This window comes from Ruegeria sp. CH10 (genome assembly GCF_056537125.1).
The window spans coordinates 90340-112797 of sequence record NZ_JBQFQY010000004.1; the positions used below are offsets into that span (position 1 = coordinate 90340).

The window sequence follows — 22458 nt, forward strand, 5'->3', positions numbered from 1 at the left end:
GGGGGCCGTGCTGAAATTGTTCGTCATGCCGCGCTCATACCGGTGTTGCCATCATCTGCGCGGTCGTGGCATGCCTTGCCGATCAGCAGGTTCATGAGCGGGCCGAGCACTTTCAGTGACGCGGGTGAAACGATGTCTTCATGCGATGCGTTGGGCAGATGATGCACGTCCTGCGCGCCGATATGGCCCAGCCAGCTTGTATCCGGATCAATGTCCGGGAGGTCCGATTTATCGGCAACAAACAGCGTGATCTGACCCGAGAACTGCCCGGTCCGCGCGGTCGACAACAGCCGCACCGCGTCGCGGTAATTGTCGAAGATGTGGCCAAACATTTCGGCTTTTTCGCGGTGGAATTCGTCATCCATAACGTCCCCCATCGCATCGTTGAGCAATTGTTCCTGCTCGCGCTCCGCACCTGCTTCGGCTTCGCCTCCGTCGGGGTCGGACCAGTCGTGCCGCTCGGCCGGGTAGGTGTCCAGAAGGCCCAGAAAACGAACCTCCTGCCCGGCGGCTTCAAGCCGTTCTGCGAGGCCAAAGGCGATGTTTCCGCCCAGCGAATACCCCAGCAGGTAATACGGGCCCTCTGGTTGGATTTCGCGGATCAGGGCGTATTGGTTCTCGCACAGTTCATCCAGATTGGCAGATGTCGCGATCGGGCCGTCCGGGCGCGGCGACTGCAGGCCGATGATCGGCATGTCGTTTTTAAGGTACCGGGCCAGAACACTGTATTGCCAGGACACGCCCGATGCCGGGTAGATGCAGATCAGGGGCGCACCGGTGCCTTCGCGCAAGCGGATCACGGGGTCGAACCCGTCCTGCACCAGCGTGCCCACCATCGCGCCTGCCGCCAGATGCTCAGCCAGTCGTTCGACGGTTGCCATGCTCATGATCTGGCCAACCTGAATTTGACGTTTAAGGTCCTGCCGGATGCGGGCGGCCAGACGCATGGCCAGCAGCGAATGCCCGCCAATGGCAAAGAAATCATCCGTCGCGCTGACCTGATCCAGCCCCAGCAGATCGCAGAAGATATCAGCCAGTTCCTGCTCGATGCCGACAGCCGGGGGGCGTCCCGCAGGGCGGTTCGCGTGATCAGGCTGTGGCAAGGCCCGCCGGTCCAGCTTGCCATTGGCATTGATCGGCAGATGGGCCAGCGGGATACAGTGTTTCGGCACCATATAGGGTGGCAGTTGCGCCGACAGGGCCTGCAGCGCCGCTGCGGGGTCAAAGGCCGCGCTTTCGGGGACCACATAAGCGACCAGCTCTGCCTCGTCCCGGCCATCGGGTTTCAGGGCCAGCACAACCGCGTCCGTGATATCGGGCTGGCGCATCAGGCTGCTTGTGATTTCCTGCGGCTCGACCCGCTGGCCACGAATTTTGATCTGGTGATCGGTGCGCCCCAGATAGACCACGCGCCCGTCTTCATCCCAGCAGGCCAGATCGCCGGTGCGATACATGCGTTGGCCTTGCGTATAGGGATCCGCAACAAAGCGCTCGGAGGTCAGGCCAGCGCGGCCCAGATACCCTTGTGCAAGTTGGACACCGGTCAGATAAAGCTCACCCCCGACACCCACGGGAACGGGGCGCAGCAGGTGGTCCAGTATGCGCAGGCCGGTGTTCCAGACGGGTTTGCCGATGGGCACGCCTGCCGGGCTGCCGGCGTGGGGCAGGGCGGGGCAATAGGTGACGTCGATGGCCGCCTCGGTCGGACCGTAGAGGTTGTGCACCTGCGCCTGACAGTGGCGCGCGAAATTGGCCACGGCCTGCCCGCCAAGCGCCTCGCCGCTGCAGAACACCCGCCGCAGGCTGGGGCAGGGGGTGCCACCCGCAGCCGCAAGCGCATCATTGAACACGTTCAGAACCGAGGGCACGAAATGCAGTGTGGTGATGCTGTGTTGCTGAACCAGTTCCAACAGCATCTGCGGATCGCGATGGGCGTCCACGGGGGCCATGACCAGCCGCGCGCCTACTAGGTAGGACCAAAAGAACTCCCACACCGAAACATCGAAACCGCAGGGTGTTTTCTGGAGGATCGCGTCGCTTTCATCCAGCGGGTACTCATTCTGCATCCATAGCAGCCGGTTCACGATGGCCGCGTGCGAAATCAGGGCCCCCTTGGGCCGCCCCGTGGTGCCCGAGGTGTAAAGCAGATAGGCCGGATCGCAACCCATCAGGTTTGGCGCATCTACCAGATCCCGAACGCATTGCCCCGGACCTGCAAGCGTGTCGAACACCAGTTCGGGGCACGCGGGCACGCCGATTTCAACACCTGTCTGGGTCAACACCAGGCTTGGCTTTGCGTCCGCGATCAGAAACTCCAGCCGGTCCTGCGGATAGCTGAGGTCAAGTGGCAGATAGACCGCCCCGATTTCGATGACGGCAAGAATGGCCACCGACAACTGGGCCGAGCGGGGCAGTGCAACAGCGATGACGTCGCCCTTTTGCGCCCCCGCCTGACGCAGTTGCTGGGCCAGATGCAGGACCTGATGGCGGGTTTGCCTAAAGCTGAGTTGATGGTCGGCATCCTGCAGCGCGATTGCATCCGGAGACCGACCAACCTGAGCCGAAATCAGATCGCGCAGCGACAGATCGGGCAAGTGTAGACCGGTTCGGTTGCTTTCAGTGATCAGATCATCGTCACGCCCCGGCAGCAGGCACAGTTGTGCCGGGGTCGCATTTGGCTGCTGCAAGAGCGTATCGATCAGGCGGCCCAGCATACCTGCCACGCGTTCGGCCTGCGCCGAGGCGTCGCGGCTTTCGATCACGAACTGGATGTCATCGCCGGGCAGAACAAGCAGGGCCAGCGGATAGTGGCTGTAGCCGCGGTTATGGATATCGGCGACGCGCAGCCCGTTGATATCCTGATCGAGATAGCTGTTATCGGGGTAATTCTCGACCACAAGCAAAGTGTCAAACAACGCGTCCTGCCCTGCCAGCCTGTGCAGGTCCGACAGGCTGAGATTGTCATGCTCCATGGCCTGAGCATGGGTTGCCTGCATCCCCGCCAGTTGCGCCCGAACCGGTTGTGCCGGGTTCAGATCGACGCGCACGGGGAGGGTGTTCAGAAACATTCCGATCTGCTCGCCGATACCTTCAACGGGGGCCGAGCGCCCGGCCACGGCGGTGCCAAAGATCACGTCCTGGCGGCCAGACAGGGTGCTGACGACCGAGGCCCACAAGCTCTGCATCACGACATTCAGCGTGACGCCGTTTTGTTGCGCAAATCTGCGCAGGGCGCGGCTTTGTTTGGGTGTCAGTGTCAGGTGATGCTCATCCATCGTGCCGGTGCTGCGATCTTTGTCAAACAGGCAGGTGGGAACGCAATCCTGCAAATGCGCAGTCCAGAACGCTTGTGCGGCGTCCCGGTCCCGGTGGGACAGGGCGGTCACAACCGCGCCATAGCCCTGATCGGCAACAGGCAGGCTGTGGGGCCCATCCCGATACGCGGCAAACAGGTCGCGCAGCAGAATGGGCGTGGACCAGCCGTCAATTATCGCGTGGTGAATATTCACGATCAGAACGTGCCGCTGGGCCTCAAGACGCACCAACTCAACTGAAATCATGCACAGAGGGTCACGGGTCAGGCGCAGGTTCCGGGTGGCAGCCGTTTCGATCTGTTCAAGGCGGCGATCTCTGTCTGTGCCCTTCAGGGCGCTGATGTCATGCGTTTTCCAGGGCCAGCGCAGGTCCGATCGCGCAGGCAGGGCCATGAAAGGCTCCCCTTCGGTGTCTGAAACGAAGAAGCCTGCCAATTGCGGGTGGCGTTGCAATACAGCGTCAAAGGCGCTGCGCAACCGTTCAACATCCAGCGCGCCGTGCAGTTCAAGGCGCGTAAAAGCGTTGTAGGCACCTGCCATATCACCCAGCGTGGCGTGAAACAGAATACCTTTTTGCGCGGGCAACAGGGGCAAAACCGTTGCGACCTGATCCGGCAAATCGACGAACTGGGCATGAACAGAAGGCGCTGCGTCAATCTGTGTATCGTCAGGCACCACAGGGGTCAGCGCCGGGATCAGATCCAGCACACGCGGCGTCGCAAAAATATCGCGGGTTTGCAGAGCCCATCCCTGTTTGCGTAACGCGTTGCACAGAACCATGGCCGAGATACTGTCACCACCGCAGGCGAAAAAGTCGTGATCCAGCCCGACCCCGTCCATGCCCAAAACCTGCGCAATGGTGGAACACAGCATCTTTTCCAAAGTGGTCTGCGCTGCGCGGGTGTGGCTGGCCGAGGTTTTCGGCAGCGCGCGCTGGTCAATCTTGCCATTCACAGTCAGGGGGAAGCTGTCCACCGCCATGATGGCCGAGGGCACCATGTAGGCGGGCAGGTTCTGGGCGAGTTCTTCGCGCAATTCCTCAATACGCGCGCTGTCCAGATCGCCGGTGCAATACGCCAACAGACGATGGCTGCCGTGAACGGGCTCGGCCACGACAACTGCATCGGTTACAGCGTCGCAGGAGTTCAGCACGGCGGCGATTTCGCGGGGTTCAACCCGGTGGCCGCGCACCTGTACCTGTTGATCCGTGCGACCCAGAATGTCCAATGTCCCATCCGCGGTCCATCGCACGCGGTCCCCGGTCCGGTACATGGTTTCGCCCACCCGATACGGGTTGGGAACGAACCGTTCCGCCGTCAGGCCCGGCTTGCCGATATATCCAGCTGCAATCCCCGGCCCAGCCAGATAAAGCTCACCCACGGCCCCTGCGGGGAGCGGCGACAGGAAGGCGTCCAGAACATAGGCGTGGGCATTTCCGATTGGTCGCCCGATCCCTGGCTGCGTTCGCCCCGTGACGGGCGCAATTGCGGCATCCACGGTGAACTCTGTTGGCCCATAGGCGTTATAGGCCAAAAGCTGATCCTGACCGGCCAGTGCCTGCCACAACGCGGGTTGCATCGCCTCGCCCCCCAGCAACAGGACCGAGGGGCGGTGGTCGGGCTGCTGCAGCAGCCCCATCTCAAGCAATTGCGCGCAGAACGAGGGCGGGATATCCAGCACGTCCAGCCGTTCGTCATGGACCGCCTGCAGAAAACGCTGGGCATCGTGGCGCTGTTCGTCTTGCAGCACGACAACTTCGTGCCCGAGCAGTGCCCAAAACAGTTGCTCCCACGCGGCGTCAAAGGCGAAGGAATGGGAATGCGCGGCGCGCAGAGGTTGGTCAGAGGCGCGATGGTGCAGCGCCTCTTGCATCAGCCCGCTCCGTTGCGCCACGAGCAGGTTCAGCAGCGCCCGGTGTGAGACCATGACCCCTTTGGGCCTGCCTGTGCTGCCGGATGTGAAGATGATATAGGCAATATCCTCGGGACGCGGCCGTGGCAGGGTTTCCGGGGGCACGGGCGGATAGGCTTCAAGCGCAGTGGCAACTTCGGGGCTATCGAGCCAGACTTGATCCAGCCCGTCTGGCAGCCGAGATGCGGTTTCCCTGGTCGTCAGGATGGTTGCGGGCCGGGCGTCTTCGCAGATCGCAGCCAGACGTGTGTCAGGATAACTGAGGTCCATGGGCACATAGGTTGCGCCACTGATCAGAATGCCGAATTTCACGATGACCGACAGGTCGGATCGGGGCAGGGCAACGGCCACCACGTCACCGCGCCCGATACCGCGCCGATGCAGCAGATGTGCAACCTGGCAACTGCGCCGCACCCATTCCGCGCCCGAGACAGACCGCCCGTCAAACCGCAGTGCGGGCGATGACTGATCTGGCAACGCGCCATTCAGGAACACGTCAGCAAGGGTCGTTTCAGCTTTGGCCGACGCGATGGCCGGCCCTTGCTGCCACAGGGCCAGACTGTCCAGTTCGGCCGCTGTGGTCACCGCGATCTCAGACAATGCGGTTTCAGGTTGCGCAATAAGCTGCCGGAGGATGGCGGTCAGCCGCGCGGCGTGCTGCGCAAGGTCATCACGATCATACCGATCCCCAGGCGCGCGCAGGTCCAGATGCACGCCTGTATCGTCGATCCGCAGGCCAAATTCGGGTTCATCCAGCGGACCGATGGCAAGCCGATGCAACCGAGTGGCGTGACCCGCGATGGTTTTGTCTGTCTCATACAGGCGGAAATTCAGCGTTGCGGCCCACATCGCCTGACCCGAACCCGTCAGCCCCAGGTCGCGCTGGATCTGCTCAACCGGATAGCGTTGGGCCTTGCGCATCCCGCGCATGGCCAACTGAACGCGCGCGGCCAGTTGCGGCAGAGTGTCAGACGCCTGAACGCTCAGGCGCAAGGGCAAGACGTTGACCACCGGCGCGGTTGAGCTGATTGCGGCGGACCCCATGCGCCGCATCATGGGGACACCCAACACCAGATCATGCTGCCCGGTCAGGCGCGCGACATAGAGACCAATGGCTGCGGTCAGCAGATCGAAACCGGCACAGTTATGCGCGGTTGCGATCCGGTCCAGCTGTGCAATCCCGTCTTGATCCAGCAACGGCGCGCTGAAGCCGGTATTTGCCACAACCCCCTGTCGCGGGGCGGCCCCTTCGCACAAGCTGCGCGGGGTGGGCAGATCAGCGCATTGGCCCCGCCAATAGGCCCCGTCATGCCCCCACCGGTCCGAGGTGCGGTAGGCGGTTTGCTCGGCCACAACCTCAACGACGGGTGTGAAAGGGGTTGGCGCAGCTTCGGTTCCGGCAAGGGCGGCCTCATACAGCGCAACGACCCGGTCAGTCAGCGCATCCAGGCTGTACCCATCCAGCATGATGTGGTGATAGCGCTGGTACCAAATCCACCGCTCGGTCTCGGCCTGTTGTTCGATCCGAAACAGCATGTGATGGGGCCTGAACCCGTCAGCGCCGGTTTCAAGGTCAGTTGCCATCCGCGCCCGCGCGTCCTCCTCGGGCAGGTCATGCACTGTGAACTGAGGAGGGCAAAGATCAGGGCCAGACTGTTGGACTGCCTTTCCGTTCACCTCAAGGAAACAAGCAGTCACCGTATCGGCCTCGGCCAGCGCGGCTTTTATGGCGCGGGTCATCTGATCGGGGTCCAACGCGCCGTGAATATCGATGGCATGCGCAATGAGATAATCCTGAGGACGCGCCGCGATCTGGTGCGCGGTCCAGATGCCTTGCTGCGTGTCCAGCAGATCGAAAGATGTCTTGGTCATGTCGAATGCCCCTCAGGTTGGATCAGGCAAGCAAAGCCCCTGTGTCAGGGGCGCAGGGTTTTCCAGTTGTCTTCGACGTGGCTGAGACACGCCGCGCGCTCGTCGGGTCCATGCACCGCGTCCCAACCGGCGGGGATGTCGCGGAAGTCGGGCCAGATGCTGTATTGACCCTGGGCATTGCGCAGGGCGTAGAATTGATACCGGGTATCGTCGAACGGGTTGGGCTGGACGTTATCCATGGGTCACCTCACCCGACGCAGGGGCCAGTTGGTCGGCCAGCAGGGTGAGTATCCCGCCCATGGTGGGGTTGCGGGCCAGCGCATTGAAATCCGCCTTGATCCCATGCGCCTCCCACCGGGTGACAAGTGTCATGAAATTGATCGAGTTCAGTCCGTAATCCAAAAGGAGTTCGTGGTCGTCAGGAACATCGTCCAGAAAGCTCTGGATGTCGTTGCGGATGGTTTCAGCGGTCAGAGGGGGCATGATGTCGTGGTCCTTTGTTCAGGGAAAGGTCAGGCCAGGTCCGGGTCCAGCGGTTTTGCCTGTCGGCGTAGGGCAAGCGCGCACAGGCTCAGCACCAGCAGAATGCCAAGGCTTGAGAGGCCCAGAACCAGAACGGCATGCAGCGGCATGATCATGCTGGCCAGCAGGCCCAGCACCAGCGCGCCGAGGATGTCGCCCATCGCGTCCTGCGCCAGCCACAGGCTGTTGACGCGGCCCAGATAGGCGTCGGGGGTCTGACGCTGCACGATGCCATATTGCAGCAGTGCCGCTGTGGACATCAGGTATCCAAACACCACCAGCAAACTCATCACCATCCAGATCACAGGGGCCAGGCCTATGGCCGCAAAGACCGCCAGGGCCCCGATGCTCAGCCAGATCATCAGGGCGAAAGGCCGCTGTCTGTCATGCACCCAGCCACTGAAGACGGCCGCAAGGGTGGCACCGACCGGCCCCATGGCAAACAACACGCCTGTCATGCCGTTGCCTGCGCCGAAAACCTCGGTCGTGAGGGCTGGGAACAAGACCTTGATACCTGTGCAGGCGGTCAACAACATGCCCAGCAGAAACACCACCAGCACTTGTTTGCGCGACAGCAAAAAGCGGAGCGCATCGCCCAGCATCACAAAGGGATTGCGGGTCTCCACCGGCTCGACCGGCAGCGGCTTGAGCCCGCGCAGAACTGTGACCGTGGCAATCGTGGCCGCTGTGGCAATGCCGTAGGCCCACGCGACCGGAGCCACCGCCAGCAGCAAACCGGCCAAAGCGGGGCTGGTGATATTGATGACGCGGGTCACGAGCATTCCAAGCGCCCCCGCTTCGACAATGCGTTCGCGCCCGACCACTTTCGGGGCGGCGGCCATCAGGGCGGCCACGCCAATGGCTCCGAAAAACCCGTCGACAAAGGCCAGACCCACCAGCGCCAGTACCGATGGGTTCGCCAGCAAAGCATTGAGTGTCAGGGCCGCAAAGCCCACCCCGCAGACACTGCGCGCCATCAGGATCAGCTTGCGTTGGTCACGGGTATCGGCCAGCAAGCCGCCGATCAGCAGACCCAGAAACAAGCCCGCGGCATCGCTTGCCCCGACAAGCGCAACCCAAAGGGTCGAGGCGGTCAGGTGATAAACCTGTATCGGCACCGCCACGACCAGAAAACCCAGCCCCATCAGCGAGAGCGCACGTGCAGCCAGCAGTCTGCTGTATTGTTCATTCTCGCGCAGCAAGGAAAGGCGGATAAAGGGTGATGAGGCCATGGCTCAGCTCTGCCCCCGCGAACTGGAATTGAGGTGATGGTTGGGATCATGTCCAAACAAGGTTGCAAGTGCGTCGATCAGGGCCGGGCCCCAAATCGCATAATCATGGCCTCCGCTATATGTCCGCATCTCGGCTGCGACGCCTTGGGCCCGAAGGTGGTTGGCGAACATTTGGGTGCTTTCCAGAATGCCTGTGTCGCCTTCATGCCGGGCGCATTCGTAGCTCCCCGCCGTCAAAACCGCACGCAGCCCAGTCCGCCCCGGCAGCGACGCCAAATAGGGGGCAGCAGAGGTCCAGCCCGAAGGGGCCCACCAAAACGAACCTGAAAGTGAGATGAAATTCCCAACCGCCTGAGGTTGCGTCAGCGCTGTATAGGCCGCAGCCAGACCCCCAAAGCTGGAGCCGCTGACAACCACCTGTTGCGCCGCGAAATCCTGCCCCAGCTTTTCGCAGGCAAAGGGCAGGATGCGGTTGATCAAAAACCGGGTGAACCGATCACTGCAGGTCAGGTTCTCGGACCGCAGGGCAGGGGACACGGAATCCACGAACACCGTCGCGACCTGTGGCACGGTCTGATCGGCGGCTGCGGCCTCTAACCGCGAAGGTAGATCCAGATCATTCAGATAGACTGCCCCATCGAACAAAATCTGTAGAACATTGCCTGGCGCACCCGGAACGAACCCGGTCGGTCGGTGAATCCAAATTCTGCGCCCTGATGCCAGTTCCGAGTCCTTGATGCGATGCTCAGTCACGTCTCGCGTAACCGGCCCCAGCAATTGTTTCAGCGGTTTCGATTGTGAGGTCAGGTCAAACAGGCTCCACTGTGCAAAGGGGTCGCTGACCGATCTATGAAACGGCGTTTTGTTAAAAGGGTCCACCTGCGCCACCGCAAGCAGCGCCATGCGATTTTCCCGGGGCGAGGCATTGATATACGGCACGTCCGGCGCGATGCGGTAGGACAGGCGCAGGTCATTCGGGACGCGGAACGAGGCAAACCAGATATCGCTATCGGCCAAACGCTGCATCCAGACATGATCGGGGGCCGGTCCGCCAATCAATCGCGCGTTGCATTTGGCCCCACGCCACAGAAAGGTGACCAGCCGGTGATCCTGCGATCCATTCAGGTCGGGTTCAATCATAGGGCTGCCGTCACGTGCCACTTGCTGCCAAAACGCAGCCATGGTGAGCTGACCCTGCGCAACCTGCATCAGTCTGGGGCTGATCGGCGCGTCGCAAATCTCGCCTGTCGGTTCAGTACTCTGCTCGGACGGTGCGATCTGTTTTGTGATGCAAAGCTGCGCCTGCGCATCTTCGCTCTTGCGCAGTTCAAGAACCGCAGCCGAACCGCGTGTCACAAAGCGAAAACTGTGCAGATCCTGTACGCCCCGCAACAGCATCCGATCGTCAAACCCAGCTTCCCGCAGAATCAGATCGGCCGTACCTGCCGCGCAATTGAGCCAGCCTTCCACATATGTCCCGGGGGTCGAGGACAGCTGCTCATCCAGACCGGAGGCAGTAACTGAGGCTGTGGCGGGCATGTAATTCTCCAACACTCACCCATGAGTGGTGAGTTAAAAAACACGTTGGCTGAAGGAGGGGGTGCCCATCTTTGGCTGTTGCGGCCCTAAATGCCCGCACACCTTAAATGCGTCCATAGCCGGGCCGTTTGTGAACGCGACATAATTGTTTGCCGGGTGTACATCCCTATTTTCGATGAAGCGTGAAAGGCAATATGGATTCCCTTAACGGTGCAATGTGTGTCCGCTGCACAGACAAGGGATGATCTTCCAAATGCAATTTAAGCGTGCTCAGCCCTGGTTTGATGCAACGGGGTTCATTCCTAATTTGGAGGTTTTGAATACTGGAAAAGACCACACCGCGTTTGTTCTAGGTCGCTTTAGTCTTGATCGATTCCGGTCAGGGTTGTTCGAACATTTTCAACTTGAATGTCCAGCCCGATTGACAACCGCAATCCCCAAGCGCAAGGCAGAGTTTCTCGCTGGTCGTTTGGCCGTTAGATACGGCTTTCAGCAACTGTGTTTGCCAGATCTTCCGGTTCCGCAAAGAGAAGATCGGGCACCGGCCTGGCCAGACGGGTTAATTGGGTCGATCAGTCACTCAGGACACTTTTGTGCTGCGCTAATATCCTTGTCAGATCAGGGGTTGGCTGGTGTGGACATCGAAGAAATAGCACACAGTGAAGCCGCTGAAGCGATCAGAACCACTGCTCTGACCCAAACTGAGCAGAACTTGTGTGAAAAGGCGATTGGGCTCAGTGCAAATGAGAGTGCTACCCTGATTTTCTCGGCAAAGGAAAGCTTGTTCAAAGCACTCTATATTCACGTGGGTTACATATTTGGGTTTGAGTGCGCTGAAGTCGTGTACTGCCCGTCCAAAACTTGTTTGCAATTGTGTCTAACACAAGACCTAACCAGTAGGTTCCAGGCAGGAGTACGTTTCGATGTGAATTATCAGTTCTTCCAAGGCCATGTATTGACATGGCTACATCGGATCGAAATCGGCTCAGCCTGATCGAATAGGATCATCGGTTCATCAAACAGCTAGAGAATTGTTTACAGCGGATCATGTTGACTACCTCTATTCCTGATCCAACGTTTAGCTTTCGGACACTGACGTAAGCTACGGTTTGTTGTCTGCTGATCTTCCACGGAGAGGAGATCAGTTATGTCGAAACGGAAAGGCCATTCGCTTGGACACATAGGTTGCGCCGAGCTGGCGGCGCAAATCCTGATGAACACCATTGGCCGGGTGCTGCATCACAGGTGAGTCAGGGCTTTTGTTGAAAGCTCTGCTCGATGATCGTTTCCAGCATGCGCTGCGCGCGGGATAGGCGCATGCCGACGGGAAAGGCGGCCTCGAAATTTGCGGCATAGGAAAACTGATCGAGGCAGACTGCCTTCATGCGTCCGGCGGACAGGTAGGGCCGGGCGCATTGGGCGGGCAAATGGCCCAGAAACCGCCCGGATAGGATGGCGGCTGCAATGCCGTCCATATTGCCGCTGTGAATATGCTCGTAAGCCGGCTTCAAACCGCCGGGGCGCAAAGACCCTCCATAATAAGAGCGTGACGCGTAGTCATAGGCTTCGATGTCATCGGGTTCCGGGTCTGCGACATCAAACAGTGGGTGACCGACGCCGCAATAGAGGGCTTGTTGCTCTTTGAACAATGACAGATACCGCAAGCCAGGCGCATGGTTGGGGAAAGTATGGATACCCATATGCAGCTTCTGTTCAAGAATTCTGCGCTCGATCTCAAGCGGTTCCATGACGCGAAGATGCAGTTTCACTTTCGGCATCGCGTCCCGCAGATCGGACAGGATGCGGTCAAATGGAAAATCCTCGTTTCCCAGCAACGCATCGGCGGTGGCGATTTCCAACTCACCTGTGATCTCTCCGCGCACGTTGTTGATGCGCGAGACAAAATCCTGACAGTCGCGCAGGAGGTCGGTCGCCATCTGGTAGACCTCATGCCCCTCTTCGGTCAGCGCAAACCCGGCCCGCCCCCGGCGGCAGAGCCGCATCCCAAGCCGGGTTTCAAGGTCGTTCATCTGTGTGCTGATCGTCGATTGGCTGACATTCAGCGCGATCTGCGCGCGCGAAAAGCCACCGGCCTCGGCCACGGCAACAAAGACACGCAACAAATGAAGATCAGGCGTGGAAATCGACGTCAGCATCCTGTTTCCTACGATAATTATAGATGTAATCATCATTTATCATGGGTTGCCCGGCGGTAATCAAGCGTGATTTCTGGGGCGCAGATGCTGAATGAGGTTTGCCTGCTGTGACAGAATATACTCCGCCGTCTTCACCCGACATGTTCGCCCCGCGTTACAGCGGATTGGCCACGTTTATGCGTGCGCCCGTCGCCCAGTCCTTGGCGGATGTGGATATCGGGTTGTTGGGTATCCCCTATGATGGCGCGTTGACCAACCGCTCCGGCGCGCGCCACGGACCACGCGAGGTGCGCAACCAGTCCAGCCTGATGCGCGCCATCAATCACGCCACGCGGGTGAATCCCTATGAGCTGTGTCGCATCGCAGATGTGGGCGATGTACCGTTCCATTCCGTCTTTGACATAGAAGCGACCCACAAGGACATAGCGGACTTCATCGCTTTGATGGTCGCCAACGATGTAGTGCCGTTGTCCTGCGGCGGCGACCATTCGGTAACGCTGCCGATATTGAGGGCCGTCGCGCCTGAGCCGGTGGCGCTGATCCACATAGATGCGCATACGGACACATGGGACAGTTTTCAGGGGTCAAAATTCAACCACGGTGCCCCCTTCCGGCGAGCCCATGAAGAGGGTCTGATTGATCCGAAGAAGACGGTCCAGATCGGCATTCGCGGTGCGCAGAACGTTTCCGAGGGGTGGGACTATTCCGAACAGGCTGGCATGCGGGTCATGTTCATCGAAGAGGTGCAGGAGCGTGGTATTGTGGCCATCGTGGACGAGGCGCGGGCGATTGTTGGCGACGGTCCGGTTTACCTGAGTTTCGATATCGACAGCATTGATCCGGCCTTTGCCCCAGGGACTGGAACGCCCGAGGTTGCCGGTTTTACCACTGGCGATGCAATGGCGTTGATCCGCGGGTTTCGCGGGCTGAACTATGTCGGCGCGGACGTGGTTGAAGTTTCGCCGCCTTTCGATGTCGGTGGACTGACGGCACTGGCGGGGGCAACGGTGATGTTTGAGCTGCTTTGCGTGCTGGCTGAAGCGCGGCACTCGGTGACGCCGCGATGATGCAAAGCAGCGCAACCTTAGCTGACCAAGGCGGGCTCAGCGGGGCATATGTGCCCGTCTCTCAAGATCATGCCAACGCGATCCTGCGAGAGTATTATGATTTTCAAGGCACGCTGCGTCGGTTCGAGACCGAAAAGGACGACACGTTCCGTGTGTCCTGCCCGGATGGACGCATGTTTGTTCTAAAAATCGCCAACCCCTCCGAACCACTGGAAGAGATTGATTTTCAGACCTGCATGATGCGCCACGCAAGCCGGCGCGATCCTACGCTTGCGATCCCGGACACCATCCAGACGGTTGCGGGGCAAGACTACGCCTTTGTTACCGATGAAGGGGGGCACAAGCGGGTCGTACGCGTGCTCAGCTACCTCAAAGGGGTACCGCTGGATTCAACGGAGTCCAATCCGCGGCAGAGGGTCGAGATCGGCAAGGTTCTGGGCCGTTTGCGGTTGGCCACTGACGGTTTCGATCATCCCGGTGCTGCGCGGCAATATGCATGGGATGTGCAGCATCTGCTGACGTTAGAGCATCTGTTGGCCCATGTGGACGATCCCTCGCAACGCGAAGCGCTGGTACACGGGCTTGCGCGGTTCCGGGGTATCGAACCGCAGCTGCGTCAGTGTCGGCAGCAGGTGCTGCACAATGATTTTAGCAAGTCAAACATTGTGGTCGATCACAACCGGCCCGAATTCGTAACCGGGATCATCGACTTTGGCGATTCCGTCAAAACCGCGATTGCGGTGGATGTGGCGACGGCGCTGCTCAATCAACTGCCGCAAGGGCCCTATGAGGATCTGTTCTATCGCGGACGGGATGTTCTGAGCGGGTATTTGCAGGTTACGGAGCTGACCGAGGATGAACTGGCCCTGATCCCACATCTGGTGATGGGGCGGATCGTCGTGCGTGCGCTTTTGACCTTGTGGCGAACCAAGATGTTTCCCGAAAACACGCGCTATATCATGCGCAATACCTATCAGGGGTGGCATCAGCTGGACTGGTTTCTGGCGCGCAGCCCGGATCAGGTCTCGGACCTGTTGATGTCTTTTGCCGATCAGAAAGGGTGATCGAAGTGACCACTGCCGAAAAACAGACCAAACGCGGTAAGATGGTGAACGGGTTTGACCCGGCCAATACCGAAAACCTTGACCCACGCGCGCGCAACTTTGTGGAACGCCGCGCCCGGCTGCTGGGCCCGGCCTACCGCTTGTTCTATTCCAATCCGGTCGAATTCAGCCGCGCCAAGGGCGTTTTCATGTATGACGCGGACGGCAATGAATATCTGGACGCCTATAACAACGTGGTCTCGGTCGGCCACTGCCACCCGCATGTGAATGCAGCCATCACGCAGCAGATGGAGGTGATGTGCACTCATACCCGCTATATGCAGGATGGAATTCTGGAGTTCGCGGAAACGCTGCTGGACACGTTCGAGCCTGAGATCGGCCATGTCATGTTCACCTGCACGGGGTCCGAGGCCAATGATCTGGCGCTGCGTATGGCCAAGCATCACACCGGCAATCAGGGGATCATTGTCACGTCCGAGGCGTATCATGGCAACTCGGAACTGACTGCTGGTTTCTCGCCCTCGATGGGTGAAAACTCACCGCTGGGAACCTGGGTGCGCAGGGTGCCTGCGCCTGATACCTACCGGGTCGAGACGCAAAACATGGGGGAATGGCTGGCCGCGCGCGTATCCGAGCAGATACATGATCTACACAGACGCGGGCAGGGGTTGGCGGCCTTTGTGGCGGATTCGCTGTTCACCTCGGACGGCATCTTCCCGCAAGAGCCGGGGATGCTGAAACCAGTTCTGGACGTGGTTCGCAATGCGGGCGGTGTTTTTGTGGCGGACGAGGTGCAATGCGGGTTTGCACGCACCGGCAGTCACATGTGGGGCTACCAGCGACATGGCGTAGTGCCCGACATCGTGTCGCTGGGCAAACCGATGGGCAACGGATACCCCGTTGCCGGGATCGCCATGCGCCCTGAGGTGGCCGAGCGGTTTGGCCATGACATGCGCTATTTCAATACGTTCGGCGGCAACACGGTGGCGATGGCAGCCGCCAAAGCAACGCTTGAGGTCATTCAGGATGAAAACCTTCAGGACAATTGCGAACGGGTGGGCCGGATCATGATGGACGGGCTGCGCGACATTGCAGCACGTCACGACGGGATCGGCGATGTGCGCGGAACCGGTTTGTACATGGGTGTCGAAATCGTTCAGGACCAAACCACCAAGACCCCCGACAGTCGCCGGGCACTTGCGCTTGTAAACGAACTGCGCGAACGACGGATTTTAATCTCGGCCACGTCCTTCAACGCCAATGTCCTGAAGATTCGGCCGCACCTGACATTCAGTGCTGAGAATGCCGATAGATTCCTGACCGGATTTGAGGCCGCTTTGAACGCAGTCGCGTGATGCAAGCCTTGGTCATTTCTACCGGAGCGGGCATTCCCCCGCTCCCTTTTTGTGTTCTGCGCAAGAAACGCGCGCTGTTTCCAAACCCATGATGAAATTGCGAGCAAAGTTAATGCGAGCAGGCATTACTTCTAGAAAAATAGATGTAAAGTAAACGATTCCCGTATTTTTCATCACTTTTTGCCTGTGTCTCATACCGACATCAACTGGCCGTCAGAGCCATCCGTGACCCAACAAGGAGACCAAGACATGCAAGACCATTCGATCTTCAGGACAGCCAGGAAGGCCCTTTTGGCTCCGGTGGCTGTTGCGATGGCGACAAACATGGCCGCAGGGGCGGCCCAGGCCGAGGATAGCATCAGCTGCATCTTCCCCTTCTGGTTCGGCTTTGCGCCTGTCTTCGTCGCACAGGAGGAAGGGTATTTCGAAAGTGAAGGGCTTGAGGTGACGACGGCCTTTGACAATGACCGCGCAAACGTTCTGCCAGCGATGGCGAATGGGTCGATTGATTGCACGATGCGCACCATCGGCGAAAGCATGTCGCGCCCGCGTCAGCCGGATACGACAGGAACCGTGATCGGAACCATCGATATCTCGATCGGGGCGGATGGGGTTGTCGCATCGGAAGATATCAAATCGGTCGAGGATCTGATCGGCAAAACCATGGCTGGTGAAATAAATCACCCTGGCACCACGCTGATTCAGCACGCGCTGTCACAGGTCGGCAAAAGCATCAAAGACGTGGATATCCAGTTGATCGCCACCGATGACTCGGCTGCGGTGTTCGAGGATCCCAACGTATCGGCGGTTGCGACCTGGGAACCGATGATGAGTTCCATCGTCAAAAACACCTCGCGCGATGGGGCGCATCTGTTGCTGACATCGGCTGATTATGAGGGGCTGATCACCGACGTGATCATCGTCCGGACCGAGGATTTGCAGGAAAACCCCGAGAAATATGCCAAGTTCCTGCGGGGCATCTATCGGGCGATTGACCTCTACAACACCGACCCGGACAAGTTCATAGCGATCTCTGCCCCGGCTTTTGACGTACCGGCCGCCGAGATGAAGGAGGCGCTGGCCGGTGTGAAATACACCTCTTACGAGGAAAGCGTTGACTATCTGCCCTCGGCCGCCGGGGATGGTCAGTTGAAAGAAGTGTTCGACTCTTTCAACGAAATCAACGTGGTGCTTGATCTGCAGGATGCTCCGCTTGAGTATCAACCCTTTGTTGATGGCTCAGTTCTGGACGGGCTGTTTGATGGCCATACGCGTTAAGAAACCTGTGTTCCCCGGCGCGGAGGCGGGCCGGGGAGCGCGACCACTCTGATTTTACAGCCAGAAAGACTGACGCGTGTTCAAGTCCCTGTTCGCTTTTCGCAAACCTCTCAATCGCCGCACTGATCTGACCTTGGGCATCGTGGGGTTTATCCTCTTTCTGGCCGCGTGGGAGGTCACGGCAAGATCTGGTGCAATCCGGCCCGAATTCCTGCCGTCACCCATCGATGTGGTAAAGGCCTTTGTCGGCCTTTTTGTCGAACGCGACTTTGCCTCGGACATTGTCATCAGCGTGGGGCGTGTCTGGTTTGCCTTTTTGCTGTCCATGATTGTCGCGATCCCGCTGGGCCTGTTGATGAGTACATACAGGTTCGCCGGGGCGATCCTTGAACCGTTCGTGGATTTCGTCCGCTATCTGCCGGTTCCCGCATTGGTGCCACTACTGGTGATCTGGTTCGGCGTGGGCGAGACATCAAAGATCGCGGTCTTGTGGATGGGCACGTTCTTTCAACTGATCCTGATGATCTCGGACGACACCAAGCGCGTACCGGTCGAGTTCATCGAATCCGGCCAGACACTTGGGGCCAGCAATGGCCAGATCATGCGTCACATCATCATTCCGGCAGCATTGCCCAATATGGTCGACAGCCTGCGTATCACGATGGGATGGTGCTGGACCTATCTGATCGTGGCCGAGATCGTGGCGGCGAATTCCGGGATTGGTCATGTGATCTGGTCCCTGAGACGGTTCGTTAAAACCCCCGAGGTTATGGCAGGTATTATCACAATTGGGATCATTGGCCTGCTGACCGATCAGGCGTTTCGCTACGCGCATGCGCGGCTGTTCTCATATCTGCGCAGGTAAACCATGGATAATTTCATTGATATCAAAGATGTGGCCAAGACCTATTGGTCCGATGACGGCAGTACAGAAACCAAGGTGGTTCTGCCGCTTTCCATGACGATTGCTGAGGGCGAGATGGTCATGTTCCTGGGCCCATCGGGCTGCGGGAAGACCACGCTGATGCGGATCGTCGGCGGGCTGGAGACCCCGGATCAGGGTACCATTCACCTGCATGGGGACCTGCTGACCAGGCCGGACCGCAGGCGGGGCATGGTATTTCAGTCCTATTCTTCGTACCCGTGGCTGACGGTGCGCGACAACATCAAATTCGGCACCAGATATCGCAAGGATATCGGAGCAAAGGAAAAGGAAGAGGTCACCGATCACTACCTGAATATGGTTGGGCTGACACGTTACGCGGGTTTCTATACCAACCGTATTTCGGGCGGGATGCGCCAGCGTGTTGCCATTGCACGCACGCTGGCTTCTTCACCGGATGTGTTGTTGATGGATGAACCCTTTGGCGCGCTGGATGCGCAAACGCGGGAATATCTGCAGTTCCAGCTGATGGACATCAACAAGGCCGAGAAAAAAACCACCATCTTCGTGACCCATGACGTGGAAGAGGCGATCCTGCTGGCCAACCGGATCGTGATCTTTTCGTCTCGTCCTGCGCGGGTGGTGCGCGAAATCAAAGTCGATGAGATTCTGCCCATCGAAGACCGCCGCAACGGCACGGCGGACATGGACCGGTTTTTCAAGTTGCGGGCCAATATACTGGAAATCATCCGGGCCGAATACGCGCATACACTAGAGGAAACATAAGATGGTGGCAGAATTGTCCGGCAAGCATGTGGTTGTCACCGGCGCCAACCGAGGCATCGGTTTGGGGCTTGCACAGGGGTTTCTCGCGGCGGGGGCCGACGTGACCATTGTCGCGCTTGAGGAAGACGTGGTGCAGGTGGCGCAGGGATTATCCAAGGATCACGGGCGGGCCGTCGGGCACATCAAATGTGACATCTCTGACCTGCAGCAGGTCAAAGCTCTCTGCGCGTCTCTGGACCGGGTCGATGTGCTGATCAACAATGCAGGTTTTGAGTATATCACTCCGATCGACGACCCGGCGGATCACGTGGATGAGGTGTTTCGACAGATCATCGAAACCAATGTCATCGGTACATTTTCCGTCACGCGTCACCTGCTGGACAAAATCCCGGATGGTGGGCGGATCGTGAACACAGCCTCGATGTGGGGCAAAACGGCGGTGGCCGAATTCAGTGCCTATTGCGCCTCGAAACACGCGGTGATCGGGCTGACCCGATCCTTGGCGCAAGAGCTTGCGCCGCGCGGCATTTCTGTCAACGCGGTGTGCCCCGGCTGGGTACGCACCGTTGCCTCGATGCGGTCGCTCTCTTTCATGGCAGCCCGGCAAGATCGGACGGAAGCCGACCTGCTGGACGAAATCGTGTCGGCACAGGCGCTTGGCGGGCTGATGGAACCGTCCGATATGGTAGCAATGTACGTGTTTCTGGCCGGGCCCGCGGCTGCCAATATCACCGGCCAATCCTTTACCGTGGATCGTGGAGAGCTGATGCAATGACGCAGGATTTGTCCGGAAAGGTCGCGCTGGTCACCGGCGCGGCACAGGGGATCGGCGCGGCGGTCGCACACGCTTTGGCGCAGGCAGGCGCCATCATCGTTGCAGCCGATCTACAGGATGTTTCGGAAACTATCTCGGGTCTGTCCGGCGCGCGCGGGGTTCTTTGCGACGTATCCGATGCAGACAGTGTGGATGCGCTGTTCCGGTCAGTAGCTGAGAACGAGGGGCGGCTGGACTTTGCAATCAACGCAGCAGGCGTACTGTTCGAAGCGAAACTTGTCGATATGGACGCGTCGGCGTTCGATCGGATGATCTCAATCAATCTGCGCGGATCTTTTCTGATCGCTCAGGGTGCCGCGCGGATCATGACCAAGGCTCGGTCCGGGCGGATCATCCTGATCGCCTCTGAACTCGCCTACCTAGGGCGCGCGGATTACTCGGCCTATTGCGCGTCCAAGGCGGGCGTGGTGGGGCTGACCCGGTCTCTGGCGCGTGAACTTGCGCCTGCGATTACGGTTAATGCGGTCGCACCGGGGCCGGTGAATACACCCATGCTAGATGTCGAAAACATGTCGCCTGAATGGATCGAAAAGGAATTTGACGTTCCCTTGGGCCGGATCGCCCAACCGTCCGAGATCGGCGGGCTGGTGCATTTCCTGTGCGGACCGCACGCCGGGTACTTCACGGGACAAACGCTCAGCCCCAATGGCGGCGCGGTAATGATTTAAGGAGCTTTTGCTATGCAGCTTGCAAGACCCGTTCCCTGGCCCAATGGTGCCAAAGTGGCCTGCGCCATAACGCTGGATATGGATGCTGACAGCTTGATCCATATCCATCACGGCGAAGGAGCACAGAATAAATTGTCGGCCACGTCGATGCTGCGATACGGGCCTGAGGTCGCAGTGCCACGCATTCTGGAGACCTTTCGAAAGTTCGACCTGAAGCAGAGCTTTTTCATCCCCGCCTGGTGCATCGAAAACCATGCCAAAACGGTCGAGGCTATTGTCGCGGACGGGCATGAGGTGGGCTATCACGGCTATATCCACGAGGCCCCCAACAGCCTGTCAGAGACGCAAGAACATGATTGGATGTGCCGCTCGATCGAGATCATTGAAAAGCACACCGGAAAACGACCCCGAGGCAATCGTTCGCCGCTCTATCATATGTCCGCCAAGACACCCGGGTTTCTTGCGCAGGAAGGGTTCCTGTACGACTCGTCCCTGATGGGGGACGAGGTGCCGTATATTCTGCAAACAGGGCAGGGGGATCTGGTAGAGCTACCGGTTAGCTGGGCCACGGATGACTGGCCACCCTATGTCCATGCACCAGACCTTGGATACATGTTCGCGCCCCAATCGCCGGATCGGGCCATGGAGATTTTCATGGCCGAATTCGAAGCGCTCCGCTACTCCCCGGGAGGGCTTTGGATAGCGGTCTGGCACCCCTTTGTCAGCGGGCGGTTGTCGCGCTGGCAAAGGGTAGAAAAAATGATCGAATACATGATGGGAACGGGCGATGTCTGGTTCGCTACGCTGGAGGAGATTGCCAACCACATCAATGCGGTAACAGCGTCCGGAGCCTATGACCCGCGCTACGACAGCCTGCCCTACACCGATGGAATGCAGGTGCCAGCCGATTTGATCGGCAAAGTATGAGTCCGAGCGGTATCAAGAAATGTGTTTAGTTCCCTAAATCAATGGGATTGGTTGGTCTGGAAGAGGTTGATTTGGGAAGGGGGCGAGATAACTATTTTTTTCTGAACCTTGAAAAGTTGAGGCTGGACAGAAGTGAGTTTTTCGTAGCGGTCAACGGCCACAGATGAGAGAAATTGCAATGCCAAACAGTCTCTGCGTTGCCCTATTTTCCGCAGCAGAATGCGGTTGGTCGGATTGATCTTTCGACATGGAGAGTGACGTGAGCAGCACCGATGTTTCGGTCCCGGACGGGTCAAACCAGAGCCTTGATATCGCAATCTCGGCTGACGGGACTGCGGAAGTAGGGCTCACCTACAAGATACCTGCCCGATGCGGCATCGCGGTCAGGCTTGCGCGGGGGCAGGTTCTCAACATCGTAAATCCAAGCGGTCATCAGGTCTGTGATTTCTTCGCCTTTGTTGCCGGAAACCTGAACGAACATCTGTCGATGCCCCATCTTCATACGTCGATTGCGTCAATCTTCCCGAAGGTTGGAGACATTTTAGTCAGTAATCAGCGGAGGCCATTGTTGACGATCATTACGGACACTTCGCCGGGGGTGCATGATACAGTTATCGCATGTTGCGACCACGCGAGGTACCGCGAATTGGAATGTGAAGGCTATCACGACAATTGCGCAGACAACCTGCGCATGGCGCTGATCGCCATCGGGCTGAAGGCGCCGTTCATCCCAGCCCCGTTCAACATCTGGATGAATGTGCCGCTCAAGACGGATGGATCAACCAGCTTTGAACCTCCTGTCGCGCGCGCGGGTGATTGGATTTCGCTGCGGGCCGAAGCCGACCTTATCGCGGTGATGTCGGCCTGTCCCCAAGACATGACGCCCGTGAACGGCGAAGGGGTCGCACCGGACATACTGGAATTCAGCGTATCGGCGGGCTGAGCCTTCAGCGTGGTACAGTGTCTTATACGAATTACTCACGCAAATGATGACGTTGGTCAAACGCGACGCAATTCGATTTTCAATCAACGACAACGATAGCGGACCA

18 protein-coding genes are annotated in these 22458 nt (G+C 59.0%); 11 read left to right on the plus strand and 7 right to left on the minus strand.

Annotated features, from left to right (window positions below):
* Positions 1-23: 23 nt before the first annotated feature.
* The 5 genes from ACRZ94_RS13285 to ACRZ94_RS13305 are packed head-to-tail and all read right to left on the minus strand — an operon-like array spanning position 24 to position 10390.
* Positions 24-7097 (minus strand): amino acid adenylation domain-containing protein, encoded by a 7074-nt coding sequence (locus tag ACRZ94_RS13285; protein WP_480797536.1) that lies wholly within the window; start codon positions 7095-7097, stop codon positions 24-26.
* Positions 7098-7141: 44 nt separating this feature from the next.
* On the minus strand, positions 7142-7336 hold the full coding sequence (locus ACRZ94_RS13290) for an MbtH family protein (protein ID WP_480654079.1): 195 nt from the start codon (positions 7334-7336) through the stop codon (positions 7142-7144).
* On the minus strand, positions 7329-7580 hold the full coding sequence (locus tag ACRZ94_RS13295) for a phosphopantetheine-binding protein (RefSeq protein ID WP_480797537.1): 252 nt from the start codon (positions 7578-7580) through the stop codon (positions 7329-7331). Before ACRZ94_RS13295 ends, ACRZ94_RS13290 begins: the two co-directional genes overlap by 8 nt.
* Positions 7581-7609: 29 nt before the next feature.
* Complete coding sequence (gene entS / locus ACRZ94_RS13300; protein WP_480797538.1) at positions 7610-8851, minus strand: enterobactin transporter EntS; 1242 nt, start codon at positions 8849-8851, stop codon at positions 7610-7612.
* A 3-nt stretch (positions 8852-8854) separates the two neighbouring features.
* A complete protein-coding gene (locus tag ACRZ94_RS13305) occupies positions 8855-10390 on the minus strand; it encodes an alpha/beta hydrolase-fold protein (protein ID WP_480797539.1) in 1536 nt (511 codons plus the stop codon).
* Positions 10391-10643: 253 nt separating this feature from the next.
* Between ACRZ94_RS13305 and ACRZ94_RS13310 the strand changes: the two genes are divergently transcribed.
* Positions 10644-11384 (plus strand): 4'-phosphopantetheinyl transferase family protein, encoded by a 741-nt coding sequence (locus tag ACRZ94_RS13310; RefSeq protein WP_480797540.1) that lies wholly within the window; start codon positions 10644-10646, stop codon positions 11382-11384.
* A 256-nt stretch (positions 11385-11640) separates the two neighbouring features.
* Here the strand turns inward: ACRZ94_RS13310 and ACRZ94_RS13315 are convergent, their stop codons facing one another.
* Positions 11641-12546, minus strand: coding sequence for a LysR family transcriptional regulator (locus ACRZ94_RS13315; protein WP_480654088.1), 906 nt, complete (start codon positions 12544-12546; stop codon positions 11641-11643).
* Between the two features lie 107 nt (positions 12547-12653).
* Here ACRZ94_RS13315 and speB point away from each other — a divergent pair, with 107 nt between their 5' ends.
* The 9 genes from speB (at position 12654) to ACRZ94_RS13360 (ending at position 21409) form a co-directional block, all read left to right on the plus strand.
* Positions 12654-13613, plus strand: a complete 960-nt coding sequence (speB, locus tag ACRZ94_RS13320) for an agmatinase (RefSeq protein ID WP_480654090.1) — start codon at positions 12654-12656, stop codon at positions 13611-13613.
* The gene (locus ACRZ94_RS13325) at positions 13610-14677 is read left to right on the plus strand and encodes a phosphotransferase (protein WP_480797541.1); all 1068 of its coding nucleotides are present in this window, start codon (positions 13610-13612) and stop codon (positions 14675-14677) included. The genes speB and ACRZ94_RS13325 overlap by 4 nt, the downstream gene beginning before the upstream one ends.
* Positions 14678-14682: 5 nt before the next feature.
* Positions 14683-16032 (plus strand): aspartate aminotransferase family protein, encoded by a 1350-nt coding sequence (locus ACRZ94_RS13330; RefSeq protein ID WP_480654094.1) that lies wholly within the window; start codon positions 14683-14685, stop codon positions 16030-16032.
* A 249-nt stretch (positions 16033-16281) separates the two neighbouring features.
* Positions 16282-17310 (plus strand): ABC transporter substrate-binding protein, encoded by a 1029-nt coding sequence (locus ACRZ94_RS13335; RefSeq protein ID WP_480797542.1) that lies wholly within the window; start codon positions 16282-16284, stop codon positions 17308-17310.
* Positions 17311-17386: 76 nt separating this feature from the next.
* A complete protein-coding gene (locus ACRZ94_RS13340; RefSeq protein WP_480797543.1) occupies positions 17387-18175 on the plus strand; it encodes an ABC transporter permease in 789 nt (262 codons plus the stop codon).
* A gap of 3 nt (positions 18176-18178) precedes the next feature.
* On the plus strand, positions 18179-18979 hold the full coding sequence (locus ACRZ94_RS13345; RefSeq protein WP_480654100.1) for an ABC transporter ATP-binding protein: 801 nt from the start codon (positions 18179-18181) through the stop codon (positions 18977-18979).
* A 1-nt stretch (position 18980) separates the two neighbouring features.
* The gene (locus ACRZ94_RS13350) at positions 18981-19754 is read left to right on the plus strand and encodes an SDR family NAD(P)-dependent oxidoreductase (RefSeq protein ID WP_480654102.1); all 774 of its coding nucleotides are present in this window, start codon (positions 18981-18983) and stop codon (positions 19752-19754) included.
* On the plus strand, positions 19751-20482 hold the full coding sequence (locus ACRZ94_RS13355) for an SDR family NAD(P)-dependent oxidoreductase (protein ID WP_480654103.1): 732 nt from the start codon (positions 19751-19753) through the stop codon (positions 20480-20482). The genes ACRZ94_RS13350 and ACRZ94_RS13355 overlap by 4 nt, the downstream gene beginning before the upstream one ends.
* Before the next feature lie 12 nt (positions 20483-20494).
* On the plus strand, positions 20495-21409 hold the full coding sequence (locus tag ACRZ94_RS13360) for a polysaccharide deacetylase family protein (RefSeq protein WP_480654105.1): 915 nt from the start codon (positions 20495-20497) through the stop codon (positions 21407-21409).
* Positions 21410-21701: 292 nt separating this feature from the next.
* Here ACRZ94_RS13360 and ACRZ94_RS13365 read toward each other — a convergent pair whose 3' ends face one another.
* The gene (locus ACRZ94_RS13365; RefSeq protein ID WP_480654715.1) at positions 21702-21890 is read right to left on the minus strand and encodes a hypothetical protein; all 189 of its coding nucleotides are present in this window, start codon (positions 21888-21890) and stop codon (positions 21702-21704) included.
* Between ACRZ94_RS13365 and ACRZ94_RS13370 the strand changes: the two genes are divergently transcribed.
* Complete coding sequence (locus tag ACRZ94_RS13370; RefSeq protein WP_480654703.1) at positions 21822-22352, plus strand: DUF1989 domain-containing protein; 531 nt, start codon at positions 21822-21824, stop codon at positions 22350-22352. The two genes, ACRZ94_RS13365 and ACRZ94_RS13370, sit on opposite strands and share 69 nt — an antisense overlap.
* The last annotated feature ends 106 nt before the right edge of the window (positions 22353-22458 follow it).

Coding starts and splice junctions, on each gene's coding strand:
- ACRZ94_RS13290 (WP_480654079.1), bottom strand. CDS start 7,336: ATGGATAACGTCCAGCCCAACCCGTTCGACGATACCCGGTATCAATTC.
- ACRZ94_RS13350 (WP_480654102.1), top strand. CDS start 18,981: ATGGTGGCAGAATTGTCCGGCAAGCATGTGGTTGTCACCGGCGCCAAC.
- ACRZ94_RS13345 (WP_480654100.1), top strand. CDS start 18,179: ATGGATAATTTCATTGATATCAAAGATGTGGCCAAGACCTATTGGTCC.
- ACRZ94_RS13295 (WP_480797537.1), bottom strand. CDS start 7,580: ATGCCCCCTCTGACCGCTGAAACCATCCGCAACGACATCCAGAGCTTT.
- ACRZ94_RS13285 (WP_480797536.1), bottom strand. CDS start 7,097: ATGACCAAGACATCTTTCGATCTGCTGGACACGCAGCAAGGCATCTGG.
- ACRZ94_RS13360 (WP_480654105.1), top strand. CDS start 20,495: ATGCAGCTTGCAAGACCCGTTCCCTGGCCCAATGGTGCCAAAGTGGCC.
- ACRZ94_RS13325 (WP_480797541.1), top strand. CDS start 13,610: ATGATGCAAAGCAGCGCAACCTTAGCTGACCAAGGCGGGCTCAGCGGG.
- ACRZ94_RS13355 (WP_480654103.1), top strand. CDS start 19,751: ATGACGCAGGATTTGTCCGGAAAGGTCGCGCTGGTCACCGGCGCGGCA.
- ACRZ94_RS13305 (WP_480797539.1), bottom strand. CDS start 10,390: ATGCCCGCCACAGCCTCAGTTACTGCCTCCGGTCTGGATGAGCAGCTG.
- entS (WP_480797538.1), bottom strand. CDS start 8,851: ATGGCCTCATCACCCTTTATCCGCCTTTCCTTGCTGCGCGAGAATGAA.
- ACRZ94_RS13310 (WP_480797540.1), top strand. CDS start 10,644: ATGCAATTTAAGCGTGCTCAGCCCTGGTTTGATGCAACGGGGTTCATT.
- ACRZ94_RS13365 (WP_480654715.1), bottom strand. CDS start 21,890: ATGTTCGTTCAGGTTTCCGGCAACAAAGGCGAAGAAATCACAGACCTG.
- ACRZ94_RS13315 (WP_480654088.1), bottom strand. CDS start 12,546: ATGCTGACGTCGATTTCCACGCCTGATCTTCATTTGTTGCGTGTCTTT.
- ACRZ94_RS13335 (WP_480797542.1), top strand. CDS start 16,282: ATGCAAGACCATTCGATCTTCAGGACAGCCAGGAAGGCCCTTTTGGCT.